A 22244-nucleotide genomic window follows, 5' to 3' on the forward strand; every position below is an offset into this window, starting at 1 on the left:
ATTATCAGAAGTAGTAGCGAATACCTGCCGCGAATTGATCATCACGGTTTTCGAATTTGCTGCCATCGTACTGATCTTTACCTAGGTCGAACTGGTATTCAGTCCAAACTAGGAATTTGTTCTTCTGGAAGTGGTATTCAAGACCAGGGATCAGCAAGTTACGCTCGTAACCTTGTGTCTCGTCACCACTATCCTCCATGTAGTTGTAGTTCAACGTTGGGCGCAAGCCGTTGTCGAAGTGGTAGTAAGTGTAGATTTCGCCACCTAGGGTATCGAACATTACGTCCGTACCGCCTTGGCTCACTGCTTCCCAGTTTTCGCCAACGTGGAAAGTCGCACCTGCGTAGAAGCCACCGTTGCTGTAGTTTGCGCCCAATAGCATGATGCGCATGTTGTCGCCGTTTTCTACGCCAACCACGCTTGCGTCTAGATCCGCAACTTCATTTTGATGGTAAGCCGCACCCAGTGTTACGCCATCAACGGGTTTGTAAGTGATCGAAGCACCCATGCCGTTTTTCAGTGAGGCTGTCGCATTGCTTGCTAGAGCAACATCTTCACGCGTGGTCTGGTAAGTAAAGCCGTAGCTCACTTTTTCATTAATTGAATTACGGTACGTAATTGAGTTTTCCGCACGACCAGCACCGGATGCGATACCCCAGTCAGCTAGGTTGTAAACACCTGAGCCACGAGTACCGAATACACGACCTAAATCGGTGTACCATGCTACGTCGTAGAAGGTAGACCACTGTTTAGTACCCGCAGCAATCTTGCCGTATTTTTCGTGATCAACACCTGCGTATAGCAAGCGGTCGTAAATGTTGTCGCCGTTCGCGCCAGAGTTGTAGCCCCATTCCGCGTGACCGAAACCAGTCCAGCCGTTATCCAGACCCATTTGGCCTTTCAAACCGAAACGTGAGCTGCCGCTGTTCCATTCGCCGTTGTCATCACCGCCACGGTCTTGGTAGCGAAGATCGAAACGGCCATCGATGGTTAGGCTGTCGCCAGCGTCATTAACAAAAGTGTGTGCAGCAAAGGCTGAGCTAGAAGTAAGCGCTGCTAAAATCACTGCAGAAAGGGTCGACTTTTTCATCATCAATCTCATTATTCAGGGCGCAGAAAGCCACCGTGCGTTCATGCCCGTTTTGAATAAGGGTTCTATCTTGAGGTTGTGCCCCATCCTTGAGGCACGAGTTGGGAGCATGTCGCCTGAACCGAGAGGGGATTCAGGCAACATAAAGGCGGGTTGACAATCCGCCCCTAGGACTTCTTAGAGAGAAGGGTTTAGGATCTGTTGAGTACGCTCGAACACGTCTAGACCTTGCTGTTTTAGCCAGTAAGGAAGGTCGATCAGTACCCAGTTCTCAGATAGCTTGTCGCCGTCACGGTAGTAAACGTCAACCACTTGCATGTCTGCACGTACTTCACCACCTGTCATACCTAGGAAACCACCGATAGGCGTGTTAGATAGGTTTGGCCAGCCGAAGAAACAAGAGAAGTTACCTTCTGCGAAACGACATACGTGGCCGTTAAACTTCTTGTCTTTTAGGTTGTTACGGAACGGCAATTGGTGCTGCTGTTGGTAACGAGGGATTGTATAAGACGCACCGATACCACATGGACCGTACCAGATCATGTCTTTAGACCAGCTCTTCTCAAGAACTTCTGGTGGGCAACCCATAGCGCCGCTGTCGTTTAGTGCAGATAGGTCATCAACCATCTTGTTCACTAGTGCTAGTGTTGCTACGCCTTCTTCTGGTGCTGCGTCTTCGAACAGTAGACCATCGTGGTTACGAGGACCAGGGTATACGAAGTGCTTACCTGTTGATGGTGGCAGTGGGTAACAACCCGCTTGGTCCATTGCACCTAGAAGGTCTAGGAATAGGCCAGTCTTAGTGATCTTGCCGTTTTCAACACAGTTAAATTCTGCGTAACGGATGTTCATGATTTTGCCAGTTGGGCGCATGCCTAGGTATTCAGCGTCGAATAGACCCATGAAGTGACCCATGCTCATTACCCAGATTTCACCTGATGTTACTTCGTTCTCACCACCGATGAAGATGTCTTGACGACGCTGCATGCGAGTCATTGATTTCATCAAAGGAGCCCAGAAAACGTCAGCCGCTGCTTGAGCGCCTTGTTGCTCACGGAATGGGTAAACACCACGCCATAGGTAATCTTCTGAAGTGTGTGCTTTTAGTACTTCTGCCACGTTCTCGTGAGTTGCGTTTTCCATTGCGCTGAAGTATTCACGTACAACGCGTTTCGCTTTTTGATATTTAGACATAATAAACTCTCTTATTTGCTGTCGAGTCGGCTTTGGGAACAGGACTCGAAATTAAGTTTTTTCATCCGGCCGGGGAGCCAGCCGGAGTTTTTGAAATTCAGTTACGCTTTTGCTGCTTCGGCTTTTTTGCTCTTATCGAACACGCCGCCTTTTAGTGTCTCTGGCAGTGATAGCCATAGAAGACCAGCAAGGATCCATACGATTGGTGAACCCCACATTGCGGTTTGTAGGTCGGTACGTTCTTGGATGAAGATAAGTACCATTGGTGCCCACATACCGAGGATACGACCGCCGTGGAATAGCGCCGCGCCGTAGCTACGTAGGTGTGCTGGGAACAGTTCTGAGAAGTAACCACCCCATACCGCTGAAGAAGACAGACCGAAGTTGTAAATCAGACCAAGTAGAGCCAGCATGTTTAGGCCGCCAATCACCATGTCGCCAGGTGCAACAAAGAAGATTGAAACCATGATGCCCGCTAGGATGAAGCCAAATGCGTTCACCTTACGACCGAATTTGTCAGCTACCCAACCCCAGAACCACGCACCAAACAGTGAACCAAATGCTGAGATAGAGAAGATGAGACCGATGGTTGCACCGTCGAACATACGTACATCACGTAGGTAAGTGGTTACGAAGCCACCAAAGAATTGGAAACCGTAGAAATTAAGGCCAGCCAGTAATAGACACGTTAGAGTGATCTTACGGTAAGGCTTGCTTAGCATTTCGCCCCAAGAGCCTGTTTTCGCTGGTGCGTCTGATTCTTCCGCTTTTGCTTGTTCTTCTTCACCGTAAGCGATCACTTTGCTGTCGCTAGGTAGCACAAAGATCATGACCACAGCGGCTGCCAATGGTGGGATACCACCAACAAGCATTAGGCTTTCCCATGGTGCATCAATGCTTGCAATAAATGCTGCATACGCACCCATTACCATCAGTGCTACAGAGAACATAGAAGACGCGAATGCCGTCAACTTACCACGTACCGTTGGCGTAAATAGGCCGATCATCAAGCTTACTGCCACGGTGAAGTAACCACCCAGTGACAAACCAATGATGAAACGCATTGCTGCCCATGTTGTGTAGTCGGTGAACATCATATTGATGATCGTTGCGCCACCGTTTAGGGCTGTGATGGTAATAAGAGTGGATTTCTTACCAAATTTTGTTGCGAACCAAGCACAGCTCAATGCACCGATAAGTGCACCAACCGACTGCCATGTATAGAACTGGGCAGTGTCTGACAGGCTAATACCATCATACGCTTCAACGATGTATGGGCGTACGTAGTCAATAATTACAAAGTTATAACAATAGAAAAAGTAACCAACCAGTATCGCTAGATAGGCCGCTACCCTTTGAATCATAGGAACTTCGCTCATGTGTCTTTTGGCATTCATGACCGATAAACCTCTATTTCACTTAGGATTTGTTGCTATTCAAACTTAATGAACACGATCTTATTTGGATCATCTTCGATTTCGTGTCGGGGTGAATCATAGTTTTTTTAAGGTTATTAGATCCGTGATCAACATCAATTTTAAAATGAATGCGTACCCAGTTAGTGGTTTTTAGTGATGGGAGTCTCATTTAATCGGTCTTTTTGGCATTTTTGAATATATAACCGTCTATATTGGTGATTATAGTCACAGTTATGGCGGGATTATCGTTTAGATATGCTTTTTTAAAGTAATATCCAAGCACAAATAATTAGCACCCAGAATTATGGAAACCCTGAAATGGTTACGTACTCAAGTTTTGTGGTGATTGCGTTATACGTGTTAATCACCATATTAATCAGCTATTTAGTGAATAAGCGCTACAGCAATGGTGGCGACTTTTCTACGGGTGGAAAGCAATTTGGCTGGTTTACGGCAGGTGTTTCGATACTTGCGACTTACATTAGTGCGATGACGTTTGTAGGGATGCCAGGTTGGGTTTATAGCTCTGGCATGGAAGCGATGAGTATTCACCTTAACTATCCCATCGTTATCTTTTTCACCGTCATTTTCTTTGTGCCAGTCTTTTATAAGCTGGGCTTGACTTCGATTTATGAATACCTTGAGCACCGCTTTGGGGTGTATGCAAGAACCATCAACTCGATTGTGTTCATTGTGGTTCAATGTATCTCTGCGGGTGTGATTTTGTATGCTGTGGCGCTGATCTTAGTGCAAGTTCTGCCTATCAGTATTTCTGAAGCCATCATCTACATCAGTATTTTCACCGCTTGCTATACCTATGCGGGCGGGATTTCCACGGTTATCTGGACCGATATGTTGCAATCGGCAGTGTTGGTGGCAGGCAGCATCGCTATCTTTGCCATTCTAATGACAGAGATTAATGCGGCAGATTACCTTTCTCGTGATCACCTGAATATCATCAATTTAGACTTTGATTTAGGCGTAGATACCACACTCTGGGCTGGCGTGGTTGCCGTGAGCTTTTTGCATTTGAGTGTGTACGGCACCAACCAATTGATCATCCAACGCACGTTAGCGACGAGATGTGAAAAGACGGCGCAGAAGTCGATGCTGTTGTGTGGTTACGGTGCGTTTTTCGTGTACTTGTTCTTCGCAGTACTCGGTGTTCTTTTGAGTGTTTTCTATCAAGATCAATCGTTTGAAAACAGCAACGAAGTGATTTTGGATTTCGTCTTCAACCACACTAACCCAATCGTCGTTGGTTTGATCATTTCCGCATTGGCAGCGGCCGCAATGTCGACCTTGGATTCGACCTACAACTCGATGGCGACCGTCGCGACGTTCGATATCTACAAGCGTTTCGTTCGCAAGAGTGCCGATGATGAGCACTACGAAAAAGTCGCAAGAAAGATGAGTTTGCTTGCTGCGGCCATGGTGGTAGTGCCAGCTCTTCTAGCGGTATCGAATGAATCGGTACTCAAAACCATCGCTAGTCTGACTTCTATCTTTGTTGGTATCCGTTTGGGTTCATTCGTGCTTGGTTTATTCTGGGCGAAAGCCAATGAGAAAGGCGTGATCGTTGGCAGTATCATGAGTGTGATTGCGGTGTTTACTGCCATGTATCTCGACGTAGCTTGGCCGTGGTTTGCGCCAATTGGTACTTTTGTCTTCCTGTTGTTTGGTGTGTTAGTGAGCCGTCGTTGGGGCGCGGTGACTGCCGAGCAACAAATTTTTATCAATAATCAAAAACATCTTTTTGCAAAGCCAACCGCAAGCCATTACGGGCTGTTAGTGTTCGCTGTGGCGACCATCGCTGCTTGTATGGTTCTCCCTGATTGGCTTTATGCTGCATTGTCGTAATAGGTAAGTTTATGCTGTCCATCTTTGATATTTACAAGATTGGTGTGGGTCCTTCTAGCTCTCACACCAATGGTCCAATGATCGCGGGTTACCACTTCACTCGTTTGATTGAATCGAACTTGGCAAAAGTGGTTCGTATTCAGGTCGATTTATACGGCTCACTCTCGTTAACGGGGATTGGTCACCATACTGACCGTGCAACCATTTTGGGTCTGTTGGGTAACAAACCAGATACCATCAAAATCGCTTCTGCGAATAAAGCGATGCGCAAGGCGATTGAAGAGGGCATGATGTCTGTCGATGGCCGTCATGAAATCGAATTCAACTACAAAACGGACATGTTGTTCCATGAAGAGAACCTTCCTCTGCATGAGAATGGAATGACGATTACTGCGTTAGATGCGCACGGCAATCAGGTTGGGTTTGAAACTTACTACTCTATCGGTGGTGGTTTCATCGCAACGGCGGATGAACTGCAAAATGGCAGTGCGACTGCACCCGTAGAAGTTGAGTTCCCATTCTCCAGTGCAGACGAAATGTTGGCACAGGCTGAGAAGAATGGCATGAGCCTCGGCGGCATGATTCTGAAAAACGAACAAGCATTTCAGGATATGGAAGCCATTAATCAACGCGCAGAACAGATCTGGCGTGTGATGACGCGTTGCATGGAGCGTGGTTTCGAGACAGAAGGTATCTTGGACGGCGGCTTGAACGTGACCCGCCGTGCGCCTAACTTGCTGAAGAAGCTTGAAGCAAATGCAGCAATTGAAAACGATCCAATGGAAATCATGGATTGGATTAACCTGTTTGCTTTTGCTGTGAGTGAAGAAAACGCGGCTGGTGGACAAGTCGTAACGTCGCCAACCAATGGTGCGGCGGGTGTGATTCCAGCGGTATTGATGTACTACCATCGCTTCATCAAAGAGCTCGATACTAAACAGCTTAAAGACTTCCTTGCTGTATCCGGTGCGATTGGCATTTTGTACAAAACTAATGCGTCTATCTCGGGTGCCGAAGTGGGTTGTCAGGGCGAAGTTGGCGTGTCTTCTTCCATGGCGGCAGCTGGCTTGACCGCGCTGCGTGGTGGCAGCAATGAGCAAATTTGTATTGCGGCTGAGATTGCCATGGAGCACTCACTAGGCATGACTTGTGACCCAATTGGGGGCTTAGTGCAAGTTCCGTGTATTGAGCGTAATGCGATGGGTGCAATGAAAGCGATCAATGCTTCTCGCATGGCATTAAAGCGTAATAGTAAATGTTTGATCTCGTTGGATAAGGTGATTGAAACCATGTATCAAACGGGCAAAGACATGAACAAGAAATACCGCGAGACGTCACTGGGTGGGTTAGCTTTGATTCACCTAGCGCCGCCTTGCGAATAATGAGTTAGGCACATCTAACCAACAAAAAAGCCGAAGCACTGAGATGCATCGGCTTTCCTTTTTTGGAGCGTTTATAACTTAGCTATGCGTTTGTTCACCTTTTGGTGTGCTTTGGTTTGGTTGATAGTGCAAAATCACCATCGAGGTGGGTGACAGCAAGACTTCGCCTTCAGCATGTCCTGGGTTGAGATTACGTACGTTTGTATCACAGATCGTCACCCATTCTTGCTTTCGCTCATTGGGGAGCTTAAAGCGCGCTGTGGCGTTAGTTTGGTTGATGAGGTAGACCAGCTCTTGCCCTTCTTTACCGATACCAAGGTGAAGTGCGACGGAGCTTAAACGGTTCCAATCATCGTGCTCCATTAAGCGACCGTCTGTACGGCGCCAGAAAATACGGTTGTTATTGCGGTTTTCGCCACTGAAAGCTCGGATAAATGGCACCATGTATTGATTTCGGTTGGCGACCATTTGTGACATCCATGCTTTGAAATGTTGCTTACGTTCTGTCTCTTCCCAGTTCAGCCAACTGGTTTCGTTGTCTTGGCAATAGGCATTATTGTTACCGCCTTGGGTGTGAGACAGAACATCAGCAGTGAGAATGTGTGGGATACCGAAGGCAAACAGCAAGCTAGCAATAAGGTTGCGTTTTTGCTTCTCACGCGTGGCGATGATCATCAGATTTTCCGTCTCGCCCTCAACACCGTAGTTTTCTGAACGATTGTCACCGTGACCGTCGCGATTTTCTTCGCCATTGGCTTCGTTATGTTTGTGTTTGTAAGACACTAAATCTTGCAGTGTGAAGCCATCGTGATACGTGATGTAATTTACGGTGAGTTTGTATGGCCAGTTCGCTGCACTATAAATGTCACGAGAGCCCATTAATCGAGTGGCAAACTCTTTTAAATAGCCTTGATCACCGCGCCAAAAACTGCGGGAAATATCACGCAGTTTGTCATTACATTCGTTCCAACCAAATGGAAAGTTACCCACTTGGTAGCCATTTGGACCAATATCCCAAGGTTCGGCAATCAATTTGGTTTCACGCAAAATTGGGTCTTGCGCAACGGCTTTAAAGAAAGCTGCTTCTGGGTTGTAATCATCGCCCTGTCGACCTAACGTTGCAGCCAAGTCAAAACGGAAGCCATCGACTTTAAATTCGCTAACCCAGTAGCGCAATGTATCCATCACAAGGTTTAAGGCTGGTTGGTAGGTGAGATCCACTGTATTTCCGCAGCCAGTGTAATTGGCGAAGTGGTTGCCATGTTTGATGTAAAAACAGGAGTCGAGGGCTTTCAGGTTGAAAATTGTAGGCCCTTCACCACCTTCAGCAGTGTGGTTGTAAACCACGTCGAGAATCACTTCGATGCCGTTTTTATGCAATTCGCGAATTGTTGTTTTTAATTCCGTAACGGCGTCTTGTTCTGCGTAGCGCGGATCGGGCACCATAAAGAGATAAGGGTTGTATCCCCAATAATTGACCTTTTCCAACTCTAGTAGGTGAGGCTCATGCATGCATGCTGCGACAGGTAGCAATTGCAGCGTGTTGATGTTTTGTTGTTCGTAAAAGGCCAGCATTTCAGGTGATGCAAGACCTAAATAGCGCCCCCTCAGCTTGTCCTCAACCTCTGGGTGGCGTTGGGTAATCCCTTTGACGTGCGTCTCAAACAACACCATCTCTTCTCTGGGTATACGCGGGTGATCCGTGTTTTGCCAGTCAAAATCATCTTCGATAACGACGCACTTCGGCATATCGAAACTTTTGGCTGGAGAGTAGGGAGGGTGATAGTGGAGGGCTTTATCTATTGATTTTGCGTACGGATCAGAAATTAACAGTGGCTCGTCCTTGTGGGAGACAAGGTAACCGTATTTTTGCCCCGGCTTAATATCTGGAATAAAAGTATGACGTATGCCAGCGTATTCATTCGGTAAACCGTGAAGCTCGTAGCTGCCATCGTTTGCAAACAATGCCAGTTGAATGTCTTTTACGCCCGGAGCATGAATAGAGAAGTTACAGCCTTCTTTATTCAATGTTGCGCCCAGGGGGTAGGGGCGAGAGAGAAGTCGTGTCATCGGAGATACTTTATTTAATATTTATTGCTACCTTTAGGAAACTATAAGTTAAAAACTTTGTCTTACTAAGGTCAACCACCCTAAATATAAAAATGTTCGTGTAATTTAATTACTTTATGTGACGGCTTAGAGTCAAAAATATGAAATGGCTATCACTTTGTAGCGGCTCAAAACCGAACAAACTTACTAATTCCTCCCTAGATTGGTGATCTGACTCGAAAAAACACCATTCGGTAAATTTTCTACTCCCTTCTCATCCCCCTTAAATTAGTTTGGGGCGGAGGAAGTCATCCTTGTACGCCTCGGGTAATCTCACAACTGTTGAAACAAACGGGGATTCGTTCCCATCTTACCTCTCTTTCTTTAGGTGTGTTTTTACTGCCTATATTCACCTAAAAGAGTGAGCAGGGAAGACAGAATTATAAATACCCTTAATGGAGTTAAGAATGAAAAAAGTAAGTGCAATTGCTGCTGCTGTAGCTGCAACTTTAGCTGCTGGTTCTGCATTCGCAGTGGATTTCCACGGTTACATGCGTGCTGGCGTTGGCGTGAACGCTGACGGTGGTCAACAATTAACATTCGAAAAGAACAAGATCGGTCGTCTAGGTAATGAAAGCGATATCTACGGCGAGATTCAACTAGGTAAAGAAGTTTACAACAACAACGGCAAAACGTTCTACGTAGACTCTATGGTTGCAATGACTTCTAACGGTTCAAACGACTGGGAAAGCACTTCTGCTAACTGTGGTTTGGATAACGGCGAAGTGAAATGTGTAGACGATGCACAATTCGCACTACGTCAGTTCAACGTTCAAGCTAAAGGCCTACTAAACTTTGCTCCTGAAGCAACGCTTTGGGCAGGTAAACGCTACTACCAACGTCACGACATTCATATCTCTGACTTCTACTACTGGAACATCTCTGGCGCGGGCGCTGGTGTTGAAGGTATCGAAGCTGGTCCTGGTAAAGTTTCTTTCGCTTGGGTTCGTAACGACCGCGGCGATATCGCAGACCCAGGCAACGATGGCGGCGCAACAAACGTAAACACTCTAGACGTACGTTACGCAGGTCTTCCTCTATGGGACAATGGCTCTCTAGAAATGGGCTTGAACTACGCAATTCTTAACGAAACTGACGCTGCGCCAAACGGCACTAAAGATGCGAAAAACGGCGTAATGTTCACAGCAGAATTGACTCAAGGTCTAGACGCTGGTTTCAACAAAACAGTGCTTCAGTACGGTACTGAAGGTTACTCTAAAACAATGGCATTCTACGGCGACGGCAGCTGGTACGGCGCAGAAGCTGACAACGGTGCATCTGGTTACCGCCTAATCAACTGGGGTGTAATCGGCATGGGCGACAGCTGGGAAATGGGTCACCAGTTAGTGTACGGTGTTGGTGAAGACATGTGGGCTGGCCAAGACAAGTGGGAAACAATGTCTGTTGTTGTTCGTCCAATGTACAAATGGGATGACAACCACAAAACTATTTTCGAAGCTGGTTACGCTATCGACGATAACGACGGCGAAGAAAACAAATACGGTAAGCTAACTGTTGCTCAAGCATGGTCTGCTGGTTCTAGCTTCTGGGCTCGTCCTGAAATCCGTGTTTACGCTTCTTACCTAACGGCTGACAAAGAAGACAACACTAACACATTTGACAACGGTCGTTCAGATGATACGTTCCAGTTCGGTGTACAAGCTGAAGCTTGGTGGTAATCATCTAACCACTAAGTCCTAAATTGTCCTAGAATGATACAGCCAGAACTTATCTGGCTGTATTTATTTAAAAAACAATAAAGAGTCGAGGTAGACAGTAATGAAAAAATGGCTTGCTCCCGTACTGCTGGGCATGTTGGCTACTGGTTGTGCGTCTGTAGAACAAGTAGAGATGAGTCCAAAAGGTCAGCAACAAGTGATCACGCAATCGGGTGATATTCAATGGGTACCGCTTAACGTGCCTGTGGTTACTGAATTCGCTTTGACTGATAAAAGCCAAATGTTGTTGGATGGTAACAGTGCTGGCGCTATTGCAGCGTTTGCTCTTCCAGGTAACCGTGGCAGTCTCGATATCAAATTAGAGACATTCGTAAGTAAAGAACTTCAATTTTATGCTCCTAATGTCGCAGTGATGAACTCGGCAGGAGAAACCATTTACCAAGCAGATTTTTCAAAGTTTAAGTACGAACCAGCAAAACTGTTGGACAACGATAAATTCGTACTTGATCTCAATGTGATTCCAGACATGACAGGTAACGATCTGCATGTGTTGGTTTACACGACTTCCGCCGATCTAAAAGGAAGTACACAAGTTTTACACCCTGCAAAAGCCTTCGCCATGGCGCGTCACACTCAGCCGCCAGATATTGCAGACCCTCTAGCGAAACATAGCCCACTCGGTCAGTTCCGCTTTTCGGTATCCGCGAATGATATTGTGAATACTAAGATTGTTGCGAAAAACGACAACATTCCCCAAGGTACGGACCTTACTAGCTACTACTACAGCTCAATTGAAGCGGCAGTCGCAGCGAATGATATTCCGAAAGCGCTCACTTTGCTTGATGAAGCAAAAGAGCTAGGTATTGAAGGTGCACAACAAGTGTTTGTGAAAGCCGTAAATAGAAAATAATCAGATAAAAAAAGGTCAGCGAAATGCTGACCTTTTTCATAGAAAATAAACTAATAAAAATACCCCTACATAGAGTTACCTTATTCACATAATTATTTTTATTACTTTGTTTTTTATATAGGTTGGATCAATAATTAATGGCAGTTCCTAATTTATTTTTTGTACTTAGGAAATAAACAAACTTCTCGAAGTGATTTAAATTCACAATCTGACGATATTTATTTGTCGTTTGATATTTCCATTTTAATAACGATTAATATTTCTTTTAACCGTTGAGTTTATTTTACTTTGGATATACTAAAAAGGAATTACGTGAAATGAACATGATGAAGACCTCTCTTGCTGCTGCTCTACTTGCTGCCTTAGTGGGTTGTCAATCGACTGCAGAACCAGAAGCGGCCGCAGAGCCTGTTGTTAATATGTCTCAAGACGAAGTGGTTGCTTTCATGAAAGCGTGTGACAACCCAGATAGCACAGCGAAAGGACCTATTTCTAAACCACTATTTGTGGTGGGTACGTTTGCGGATTCCGATTGGAAACACGTGCCTCAGCGTCAATACACCTACAAAGGGAATAATTTCTACCAAGCCGTGGTTCAAGAAAAAGTAGGCTCCTACAAAATGCAGTACGCGACCGAGTTGTGGTTCCCACAATTTACCGCAAAAGGTAATAGAATGAACGTTGGTGAATTAACACCATTAACATTTGGTGGTTACGGTACGGATACTTCGGTTGATATTAAAGAAGATGGTAAATATGTATGGAGTCTTCAGTTTGAAGGAAAAGGCAAACCTGTTCATGTCATGGTAAATAAGTGCCAATAATATTCCATTCAGTTATTTAAAATCTATTTTTATTTATTAACCCCTGCATGAAACACATGTCGGGGTTAATTTTATTACTCAAATTTCCGTAGTTTATTTGAGTAAGTTAGGGAGAATAAAATGCGTAATATCCTACGTAACCATCGCCTGTCTCGATCGTTGCTTGCGTTAAGTGTGATTGGTGCTTTATCTGCGTGTAATTCTTCTGGTGGTGGCGACACTAATAGCAGCACTCCGCTACCGGATACCAGTTATGCTTGCCAAGCCAATGTCATGGCGCAAAGTAACCAACTTCGTACTTATCAAATCATGGTAGAGAGTTTTGTGGATGGTGATGCGAGCATTGGTCACGGTACAGGTTATGGCACCAGCCATCATAACGGCGATTTGCAAGGAGTGATTGATTCACTCGATTACATCCAAGATTTAGGGATGAACGCGATTTGGTTGACGCCAGTTTTTGAATCGGAAGCGATAGTGGGCCAAGAACACTGGGCCGATCGTCTGGATGCCACGGGCTACTTTGCAACGGATTACTTCACCATTGATCCACGTTTTGGTGATTTAGAAACGGCGAGAACCTTGGTCGAGGAAGCACACAAACGCGGCTTATACGTGTTTTTTGATGGTGTATTTGGTCATCACAAAGATGGTTTGATCAAACCATCTCCCTCCGGTTTGTTGCCATCGGGATCGAGCAATCCCGTTGATTACCCGGCCAGTCTCGATTTCTACAAAGAAGTGGCAACCTATTGGATCAAAGAACTGAAGATTGACGGCTGGCGTTTAGATCAAGCCTATCAAGTTCCGACAGACGCTTGGACACAACTTCGTAAAGCCGTCGATGAAGCCTCACAAAGTGTGACGTACACCAATAGCAAAGGCGAACAAGTGAATCCGTTGGGCTATATGGTGGCAGAGATTTGGAAAGGGGAGTCTGAAATCGCGAATGAGGCGTATGGATCGAACAGCGATCCAGCATTGTGCTCTGCGTTTGACTTCCCTATGCGATATCGCATCGTTGAAACTTTGGCCGTGAATGAGAGCGGCGTGGGTGGTCGCGGTGCGGATTGGTTAGACAACGGCTACAGCACACACAACCAATATCCAACACATGCGCAGCCGAATTTGATGATCGGCAACCATGATTTAGTGCGCTTTGGTGACTTGTTACAGCGCGGAAACTTGGCGGATGTGAATGATGCAGAATATTGGTTACGCCATAAAGCCGCGTTTGCTTTCCAAGCGGCGTACACCGGGCCAATCACGTTGTACTACGGTGATGAAATCGGGGATCAAGTGGATGGTTTTGCCGCAAAAGAAGACAACAGCACCTGCGCCATTCAAGGTTTGTGCGATGATCACGTTGCGCGCAGCAGTGCGAAAATTGAAGGCGTGACGGCGACGCTTGATGCAAACCAAGCCGATCTCAAATCTTATGTGACATCGCTGATGACAATGCGCGATGCGCATCCTGCACTTTATCAAGGGTCACGCACGAATTTAGTTGCGAGTAACGGCAGTTATGTGGACTTGAAACAATCTGGTTCGGACAAAGTCTTGTTTGCGCTAAATACCTTACAGAGCGCTAGAAGCGTCACTCTTACTCAGGAGAGTGTTGGTACTGGTGAGTTGGTGGATTTGCTCACGAATGAAAAAATTACTCCGAGTAATGGTCAATATCAGATTCTGATGTCGCCACTACAAGGACGATTCTTTGCGGTAAAACCTTAAGGAATTATCCAGAATTGATGCTCACCAGTTGAGCTGACCACAAGCTTTCTTATAAACAAGCCAAGTGTTGTTGCTGACCCCCATAGGCTCACACTTGGCTTTTTTCTGTCTGTTTTACTTTTCCCTTAATGGTTTTACGACGATGTAGCCAACAAGTTGCTTCGCTTTTTGTATTGGCATTTGTTTTCAGCAGATGGATATTTGTGAGATAAGCTGCACATTAAAAAGTAAATTAACACTTGTGCAACGTAGAAATGTGACTGAAGGATTACTTATGCCCCGCTAATATGTTTATCGTGTTTGGGATTTATATAACTAATGGAAAAGTATAATGAAATCCATAACGAACTCCCTCTGTCTCCTTGTTGCTGCTAGCTCTCCGTTTGCATATAGCCAAATTATCAACGGTGACTTTGAACAGTGGAATGGCAATGTACCTACGCAGTGGTCAGAGATTGACGCGGGCATTACAGTGTCGCCAAGCAGCGAGCAAATCAAATCGGGTGGTCTGGCTGCCCAGGTCGTCGTGAATACAGGTACCCAAAGCAACACCGACTTTTTGCAAACCATTAATGTGGAGCAAGGGAAAACCTATCCGTTTTCTGTCTCGGTTTATCATACCGAAGGAAATGTAAAAGCACGTCTGGTGGTTGATGGTTATCACAATTACTCGAACCCACAACAGATAAACCAGTGGCAAGAGCTCGTGCACAATTACACAGCGAGCTCGAACAAGACCATCAACGTCGGTTTGCGTTTTTACGATGAAGCCAGTTTTGATGGCTCAGAAGTTGTCTACGTCGATAATTTTCAACCGACCGAGGCAAGTACACAACCTCCTGTAGAAAATTGTAGTGATCATGAGGTGGTTCTTACACTCACGACGGACAACTATGGCTCAGAAACTAGCTGGGAGTTGAAAAATAGCCAAGCGCAAGTGCTTTTCTCTGGTCAGGGGTATGAGTCGTCAACCTCTGTTGAAAAGACCATGTGTTTGGCCGATGGTAACTACCAATTTACGATTCAAGACAGCTATGGCGACGGCATTTGCTGTGGCAATGGTTCGGGGTCTTACGCGTTGAAGGTGGGAGATAAGACTCTTGCTTCTGGCGCTGAATTCTCGAAAAGTGAAACCACCGATTTTAACTTAGGTGACACAACGACGACCCCACCAGTGGTTGATGGTTACTATCAAGCGGCATCTGGTAAGACGGGATACGCTCTAAAAACAGCGTTGTTTAACATTATCAATAATCACTCCAGCCGAGGTTATTCTGCGGTCTGGACCTTGGTAAAAGATGCCGATATTGATCGTTACTATGAAAATGATGGCTCTATTCTCGATATGTACTCTGAAAAGCCATCTGCTAGCGATACAGTAAGCTTTACCAAAGTCACAGACCAATGTGGCCAATACAAAACGGAAGGGGATTGCTACAACCGTGAGCACTCTTTTCCGAAAAGCTGGTTTGGCGGTAAGGTTGAGCCGATGAACTCAGACGGTCATCACTTGTTTGCAACTGATGGTTATGTAAACGCGAAGCGCAGTAATTGGCCATTTGGTGAAGTGGGCACCGCGACCTACGTGTCTAGTAATGGCTCTAAACTTGGCCAAGCAAGCACTAGTCTGGGCTACTCCGGTACGGTGTTTGAGCCGATCGATGAGTTTAAAGGCGATTTTGCTCGTGCCTATTTCTACATGGCAACCCGCTATGAAAATATTGTAGGTAACTGGGAAGGCAATTCAAGCAATGCGGATGCTGTCCTTGATGGTTCAAGTTCGACGGTTTTTGAACCTTGGATGTTAAACATGCTGAAACGTTGGCACAAAAATGATCCCGTTAGTGAAAAAGAACGAAACCGCAATCAACAAGTGTTTGATTTTCAGGGCAATCGTAATCCATTCATTGATCATCCTGAGTTTGTTGAACAGATTTGGGGAAACTAACACCTTTTTGATTTTGGTATCCACCATTTAGTGACGCCAACAAAACAAAGGGGAAGCGTGATGCTTCCCCTTTTTCATTACGGATGTTTTTAAATGAAACTAGTTTTTCGTTACCGTCACGATTGGCGCCGACTTGTCAGCCGCGTTGAAGTGGAAGTTGTAATTTCCTGCTTCTGCAATCGCAATTTTCAGGTTTGCACTACCGCCACCGACTTCCATCGTTAGCGCTTTACCAAGCTCAACACTGCCTTCGCCACCGAAGTTGGTGTCTGCTGCCCAGTCTGCGCTCGCAACTTTCATCTCGTAGTTGCCCGCCGCTAGGTCAATGTCTAGCGAATAAACGTCATTTGCAACATAGCTGAACTTCGCTGTTGAGTCTTGTGCTGGAGCATCCCATGTAGTGATAGTGCCACGTAAGTAAAGTGCTGTTTCACCGAATGTTGGTGCATCTGCTGACTTGGTCACTGACACGACCGGTTTTTCTACGCTTTCATCTTGAACATGCAGCGCGTTCAGAGTGAAGTTGTACTTACCTGTTTCAGCAACAGACAGCTTACAGTTACCTTCTGAACCTAATTCTAGTGAACCAGAAGCTATATTCGCAGCATCACAACCGATGTTTGGATTTGCCCAACCAGAGTCCGCGAATTTGAACTCGTGTTCACCAACTTCAAGAACGCCAGTTACAGAGTACATACCGTTGCCAATAAAGGTCATCGCCCAATCACTGCTATCAGACCACTCGTTCATCGTGCCTTTCACGTAAACAACAGTTTCGCCGTAAGGAGGAATACTCGATACGTCTTTGTTATCCGTGTTTACTGGTAGGCCAGCACCTTGCGCGCCGTTTTGTGGCTGCACGAATACCGCTGTTGTCAGTGCTGGTACTGTGAACGTTTCATTGGTGAAGCTTGCACCTTTGACGATGTCATCCGCAGAGTTTTGTTGAACTTCATGCAGTTCGAAACCAGTTGCGCCAGCAACTTTGAAAGATTTCTCAGTTGATGTTGAGTTCACAACGGCCACGACAGCATCGTAGTTCGAATCCAAATCGGCACCCGCTGATGTACCATCGTCGATAGACATCACAATCAAGCCTTCCACTTGGTCTTTCCCTACGTTGCGGAAGTCCACACGGTTCATCACTTCTTGCGCGGTATCTAGGCGGAACAGTTCGCTTGTGCTACGGATTTTTAGTAGCTCTAGGAATTGTTGCTTAGTCAGCTCGATGTCGGTTGAATCTGGTTTCGCCGTGCTGTCACCAACGATGGTTTTGATCAACTCCCAGTTTGCACCGTCTTTGTCTTCACGTGGTAGACCAACGTTCCAGTTATTGTCGCTTCCGTCGAAGAATACACGGTTGAACCAGTCACCAGAATCGTACGAGTCGCGCTGCATAGATTTAGAGCGCAATAGCTCAGAACCCATGTGGATGAATGGAATGCCTTGACCAAGCATCACCGTTGATAGGGACACAGACTGCATACGTGCACGCTCGGCAGATGAAGTGCCTGTCGCAATCTTGTAGGCGTTGTTATCCCACAATGTTTGGTTGTCGTGCTTAGACACGTAAGAGATGTTCTCTGATGGCACTTTTGTGTAGCCTGCAGGCGCACCATTGTAATCAACGTTCTTACCCAGCTTGGTTTCGCCTTTGTAATCAAGAAGGATGTAGTCAGCCAAGTTACCAGCCATACCTAGACGAACCAGATCTTGGTTGTGTAAACGACCATTCACCGACTCTGCGTCAGTTTTGGTTTCTTCGTTAGGGTAAGCGGCGTTACCAAAGCCTTGGTTAAAGCGAAGTGGGTGCTTACCTTCAGAATCTACACCGCCATCAAACGGGCTTCCGCCACGAACTGCGTCACGCAGACGATCAGAGAAAGTACCGATTTCTGTCCCCGCCATGTTGACTTGTGTCGCCTGATCGAAGCGAGCGTTTTGCGCGACTTCACCAAAGTCCCAACCTTCGCCGTAGAACAAGGTATTCGGGTCAATTTCACGGACTTTTTCAAGTGCGTAAACCATCACATCTTTCGGCTGGTGGCCCATAAGGTCAAAACGGAAACCATCGACTTTATAGTCATCCGCCCATACCATCAATGAGTCAACCATTAGTTTACCCATCATCAAGTTCTCGGTTGCGGTGTTATCACAACAGGTTGAGTTTTCGACGCCGCCAGTGTTGACGTTTAGGCGGTGGTAGTACCCAGGGACAATCTTATCCAGTACTGATTTTTCGTTCACACCAGATGCATTTGTGTGGTTGTACACGACGTCCATGACCAGTTTCAGATCCATTTTATGCGTCGCTTGAACCATTTCGCGGAACTCAAGAATACGCTTAGATCCGTTAGGATCGGTCGCATAACTGCCTTCTGGCACGGTGTAGTGGTAAGGGTCATAACCCCAGTTGAAGCTGTCTAGCATGCGAAGATCGTTCATCAACGCTTGTGCTTTGCCCGTTGTTGGGTCGTAGCTATTTAATACCTCTTCAATCACTTTGCCGTCATCTTCGGTCTCACAAATGGAGGCTTCTGGCTTGATGCCACAAAGTTTACCCACGGTGTCGGTGATATCGACTCGCTTGTCAGCGTCTTCATCCACGGTTGCAATATCAAATGCTGGCAGGATATGTAGCGTTGTTAGGCCAGCATCTTTCAGGGCTTTTAAGTGAGAAACAGACTCACGCTCAGGTTCTGTAAGCGCCAGATATTTGCCATCAAGACTTGGTGTGCCTTTACTGTCGTTAAAACTGAAATCACGAATGTGTGACTCGTAAAGGACGTGGTCTTCGTCTTTTTTAACCGTTGGGCGTGCGTAGTTTTTCCAATCTTGAGGCATTAAGCTTGGATCATCTAAATCAACCACTTGCGAGTATCGCGAGTTTTTAGACAAGCTCATTGAATATGGGTCTGTTACCAAACGCGTTTCAACGACCCCTGTTGTAGGGTGGTACACCTTAACTTGGTAGCGATAGTATTTGTTGACAACGTTGCTTTGTGCCTCAGAAACCCAGATACCTGTTGCTGGGTCTTCCGTCATGGCAACGGTCGCTTCTTCTGCTAAGTTTTCATCGTAGATTATCAGATCAACATCTTGGGCAGTTGGTGCCCATAGTTTGAAGGTTGCGGCACCGCCTTCCACAATCGCACCGAGTTCTTGACCGATCGCGTTACCTGCCTTGGAATCGGCAAACACCGCATCCAAAACACCCGGTTTTTGCACTTCAGTTGCAGAAATGACGTCACCATTTGCGTTGTAAGCCACCATAACGATTTGTGACTTCAGGATCGTACGCAAGGTCGCGTCATCGACATCGATACCCGCAGCTTGAAGGCTAGCAAGGTGACGGAAGCGTGATTTCAGACCATCAGACAACTCACCAGCTTTTGTCAGCTCAACCGCTGTACCGCCAGAGATTTGCTTATCTTCATCCATTTTGATGTCATTGCTAAGGCTGTAGAACAGCTTCATGGAATCCGCACTGGTCGCCGCTTCCCATGCAATGGTGTTGGCGTCTAACCAATGGGCTTTTTGACCATCAATATCAACAGGGCGCTCTTCTATTGGCTCGTAGTAAAGTTCACTGCTGCCGTGGAAGCCAAACAAACCTTTCGATTCGCCGATTTTCGTCAACTCTACTTTTGAGTTTGCGCTGCCGAACGCTTTCTCATCACCTTTGTGCAGAATGAAGTTCATGCATTCGTGTGGGTCAGAGGCGTCAGGGTTTATTTTCAGTACGTAGTAAGCACCGTAGGTGTCGTTGATGCCATCGAATGGGTGTGGCGCAGACCAATCCGTTCCTGTTCCCGGAATGCCCATTGCGTCTAAATCTGTGCTGGTACAGCCCTCACCGTTCCATAGGTGCAAGCCCCAACCTTCGTAGTCGCTTGCTGTTGAAGCTGATGCTACGTCACGTTTGTAATAAATGACGACTTCGTTCTCTCCCGCAGGGTACAAGCCTGAGCCAGGGTTCGTCGTATCTTCGTTCGTGCTATCACTACCACAACCGCTGATTACCGCGACGGAAATCAAAGGCAGTACGGTTTTGGCAATTGTTGATAATTTAAATGTCTTATTGTCCACGTTTACAAATCCATTGTTATTGAATTGATATTGAGCTGCGCGCTGCCTTCGCTGACTCAATCATCAAGAAGGTTTTGCACACGCTAGAAAGGCAGATGCCAAAAAAGGAAATGTTCAATTAGATGCTAATACACTGAATCATCAGCAAAATGTGAGAGCAGGCTGTTAAGTTTTTTACAGGTGCAAATTTTCTGTCACAGTCGATTTTGTTCACAAATTAAATAATAAAACAGGCGCATAGTGAGAGATTCTGCACATCATTAAAATGTGAATTTTTATGGGAGGAGTAAGGGGGGATGATAGGGGATGAGAATATCTCAGCCCCAAAACCGTGATTAAGTTCTATAAAAATGAGGGCCATATTTTTCTTTTAAAAATAAGTTGCAGTGATGTTGAGTAAAATACCGCCATTAAGTATTCGCAAGCTTCAGATTTTCGCTAAGTGGTCGTTATATAATGAAGGTAGTCGGCATTACGTCGGCGCGTAATCATAAGATTTCCCTGAAAGGGAGTTGAATTGGGCCCTGAAACCAAAAGAGGCTATTTATGAGTAGTATGGGCATTGCCATTGCGGCAACTGGCCTTTCACTCGTCCTGATATTTGTGTGGATGATCTCGTTGTCGATGCGGAAACAGAGACTCGAGGCAGAGAGGAAAGCTCGCGAAGCCGCTTATCGAAAGGCGATGCATAAAGCGCGAGAGCAAGAGCGTAAAGAGCGAGAGTTCAAAGCAGAAACCGGGCATATCCCCACCATTTTATTTCTAGCGAAAGAAGCCGAAAAGGACAACATTCGTCAAGCGCTGTATTGGTATGATAAAGCCGCTAAACTGGACAATGTGACGGGGATGTATGGCATTGTTCGCTTAAGTGAACGCATGCGCGAAGATGTGATTTTAAAAGAGCAGGCAAACTTCTGGCGTACCGCAATTGCGGGAATGGAAGGGGATACCGAAGCGAAATTTTCGACGGGCAAGGCCTTGGTCTTTGGTCGAGGAACTGAAAAAAATATCCCAAAAGGTAACCAACTGATTGAAACTGCCGCCGAAGAAGGCTGCATTGATGCCATGATTTATATGGGGGAATGGCAGCTTTCACCAGACAATAGTGCAGGACGCAGTGCAGATGCGCTTTACTGGTTTATGAAAGCGGCGGAAAAAGACAGTGCGGATGGCAAGATCCAAGTCGGCTTATGTTACCTAAATGGCATTGGTACAGAAAAAAGCATGGTTAAAGGTTGCTACTGGCTAGAACGGGCCGCGGAAGGTGGCAGTGCTAAAGCGATGTATCATGCTGGCGAAGCGTGGAAGGATAAAGGTAAAACGGGTAATGCAATTGCTTACGTTTGGCTGTTTCTTGCTGCCAATATGGGCTACCAACCTGCGCGTACGTTACGTGATGAAGTGGCAACCAATATTGGTGTTGATGTTGTCGTTGGATTGCAGTCCATAGCGAAGCCGTTGCAAAGAAAACTGGCCTCAGGAATGGTGAGAAAGCACTCTATTATTCGAGCCCTTAACAAAGTGTACAAACGCGAAGCGTATTTTCCTGCGGAAGAGGAGCTCAATGCGGTGTTGAATGATGAGAATAAAGACGCCTCCGAAGCTTGGGAGGAGACATCAACACTAGATTTTCAGCCTAAGATGACAACGGTAACAGCAGAAGACCAGGCAAGCACATCGCCCAACGAAAAAAAACTCTCTAAAGATGCGCTCGATTTCACTCAAAACTTCCTTCAGCCATAACCTATCTTATCCAGAAGCCTCAAGATTGAGGCTTTTCTTTTGCTCTTTTGCCAGTATCTCTATCAGTCACGACAACAGAATGTAAGCTTACTTAAGCAGTCATTTTACTGATGTGCATACTATTTATGCGATTTTTCAACATATTTTTAGTACTTAACTAAGATGGGATCTGTTTACCTTAAAAAAGAGGTTTTTCCCTCTTTATTTACTTCCGCTATTGGGCTTAGATCAAGCCTTTTCAATTGATAGTAATAATGATTGAAG

The 22244-nt window shown here is 45.9% G+C and carries 13 protein-coding genes; 8 read left to right on the top strand and 5 right to left on the bottom strand.

Annotated elements, in window-relative coordinates; translation table 11 throughout:
• Window positions 1-4: 4 nt before the first annotated feature.
• The 3 genes from H9L11_RS17680 to H9L11_RS17690 all read right to left on the bottom strand — a co-directional run bounded on the left by H9L11_RS17680 (window position 5) and on the right by H9L11_RS17690 (window position 3681).
• On the bottom strand, window positions 5-1090 hold the full coding sequence (locus tag H9L11_RS17680) for a porin (protein WP_017820111.1): 1086 nt from the start codon (window positions 1088-1090) through the stop codon (window positions 5-7).
• A gap of 177 nt (window positions 1091-1267) precedes the next feature.
• Window positions 1268-2284: a nuclear transport factor 2 family protein gene (locus H9L11_RS17685; protein ID WP_205391333.1), complete on the bottom strand. Its 1017-nt coding sequence runs from the start codon at window positions 2282-2284 to the stop codon at window positions 1268-1270.
• A 101-nt stretch (window positions 2285-2385) separates the two neighbouring features.
• The gene (locus tag H9L11_RS17690) at window positions 2386-3681 is read right to left on the bottom strand and encodes an MFS transporter (protein WP_025768655.1); all 1296 of its coding nucleotides are present in this window, start codon (window positions 3679-3681) and stop codon (window positions 2386-2388) included.
• Window positions 3682-4020: 339 nt separating this feature from the next.
• Here H9L11_RS17690 and H9L11_RS17695 point away from each other — a divergent pair, with 339 nt between their 5' ends.
• Window positions 4021-5562: a sodium:solute symporter gene (locus H9L11_RS17695; RefSeq protein ID WP_005374777.1), complete on the top strand. Its 1542-nt coding sequence runs from the start codon at window positions 4021-4023 to the stop codon at window positions 5560-5562.
• Window positions 5563-5573: 11 nt separating this feature from the next.
• Window positions 5574-6944: an L-serine ammonia-lyase gene (locus H9L11_RS17700; protein ID WP_005383410.1), complete on the top strand. Its 1371-nt coding sequence runs from the start codon at window positions 5574-5576 to the stop codon at window positions 6942-6944.
• Between the two features lie 78 nt (window positions 6945-7022).
• Here the strand turns inward: H9L11_RS17700 and glgX are convergent, their stop codons facing one another.
• Entirely contained in the window at window positions 7023-9014 is a 1992-nt protein-coding gene (glgX, locus tag H9L11_RS17705) for a glycogen debranching protein GlgX (protein ID WP_205391334.1), read from the bottom strand.
• A 446-nt stretch (window positions 9015-9460) separates the two neighbouring features.
• On the opposite strand from glgX, the gene H9L11_RS17710 reads away from it, so the two are divergent.
• From H9L11_RS17710 to H9L11_RS17730, 5 genes are all read left to right on the top strand, one after another.
• On the top strand, window positions 9461-10732 hold the full coding sequence (locus H9L11_RS17710; RefSeq protein WP_205391335.1) for a maltoporin: 1272 nt from the start codon (window positions 9461-9463) through the stop codon (window positions 10730-10732).
• A gap of 100 nt (window positions 10733-10832) precedes the next feature.
• On the top strand, window positions 10833-11642 hold the full coding sequence (locus H9L11_RS17715) for a MalM family protein (protein ID WP_005374786.1): 810 nt from the start codon (window positions 10833-10835) through the stop codon (window positions 11640-11642).
• Window positions 11643-11959: 317 nt separating this feature from the next.
• Window positions 11960-12466, top strand: coding sequence for a hypothetical protein (locus H9L11_RS17720; RefSeq protein ID WP_054578620.1), 507 nt, complete (start codon window positions 11960-11962; stop codon window positions 12464-12466).
• Between the two features lie 120 nt (window positions 12467-12586).
• The gene (locus tag H9L11_RS17725) at window positions 12587-14200 is read left to right on the top strand and encodes an alpha-amylase family glycosyl hydrolase (RefSeq protein ID WP_205391336.1); all 1614 of its coding nucleotides are present in this window, start codon (window positions 12587-12589) and stop codon (window positions 14198-14200) included.
• Between the two features lie 331 nt (window positions 14201-14531).
• A complete protein-coding gene (locus H9L11_RS17730) occupies window positions 14532-16148 on the top strand; it encodes an endonuclease (protein WP_205391337.1) in 1617 nt (538 codons plus the stop codon).
• A 99-nt stretch (window positions 16149-16247) separates the two neighbouring features.
• On the opposite strand, the gene pulA is transcribed toward H9L11_RS17730, so the two are convergent.
• Window positions 16248-20237 (bottom strand): pullulanase-type alpha-1,6-glucosidase, encoded by a 3990-nt coding sequence (gene pulA / locus H9L11_RS17735; protein ID WP_205391338.1) that lies wholly within the window; start codon window positions 20235-20237, stop codon window positions 16248-16250.
• 546 nt (window positions 20238-20783) lie between these two features.
• Here pulA and H9L11_RS17740 point away from each other — a divergent pair.
• The gene (locus tag H9L11_RS17740; RefSeq protein ID WP_033906656.1) at window positions 20784-21980 is read left to right on the top strand and encodes an SEL1-like repeat protein; all 1197 of its coding nucleotides are present in this window, start codon (window positions 20784-20786) and stop codon (window positions 21978-21980) included.
• Window positions 21981-22244: the final 264 nt, after the last annotated feature.

Source organism: Vibrio sp. sp1 (assembly GCF_016920955.1).
Taxonomy (GTDB): domain Bacteria; phylum Pseudomonadota; class Gammaproteobacteria; order Enterobacterales; family Vibrionaceae; genus Vibrio; species Vibrio alginolyticus.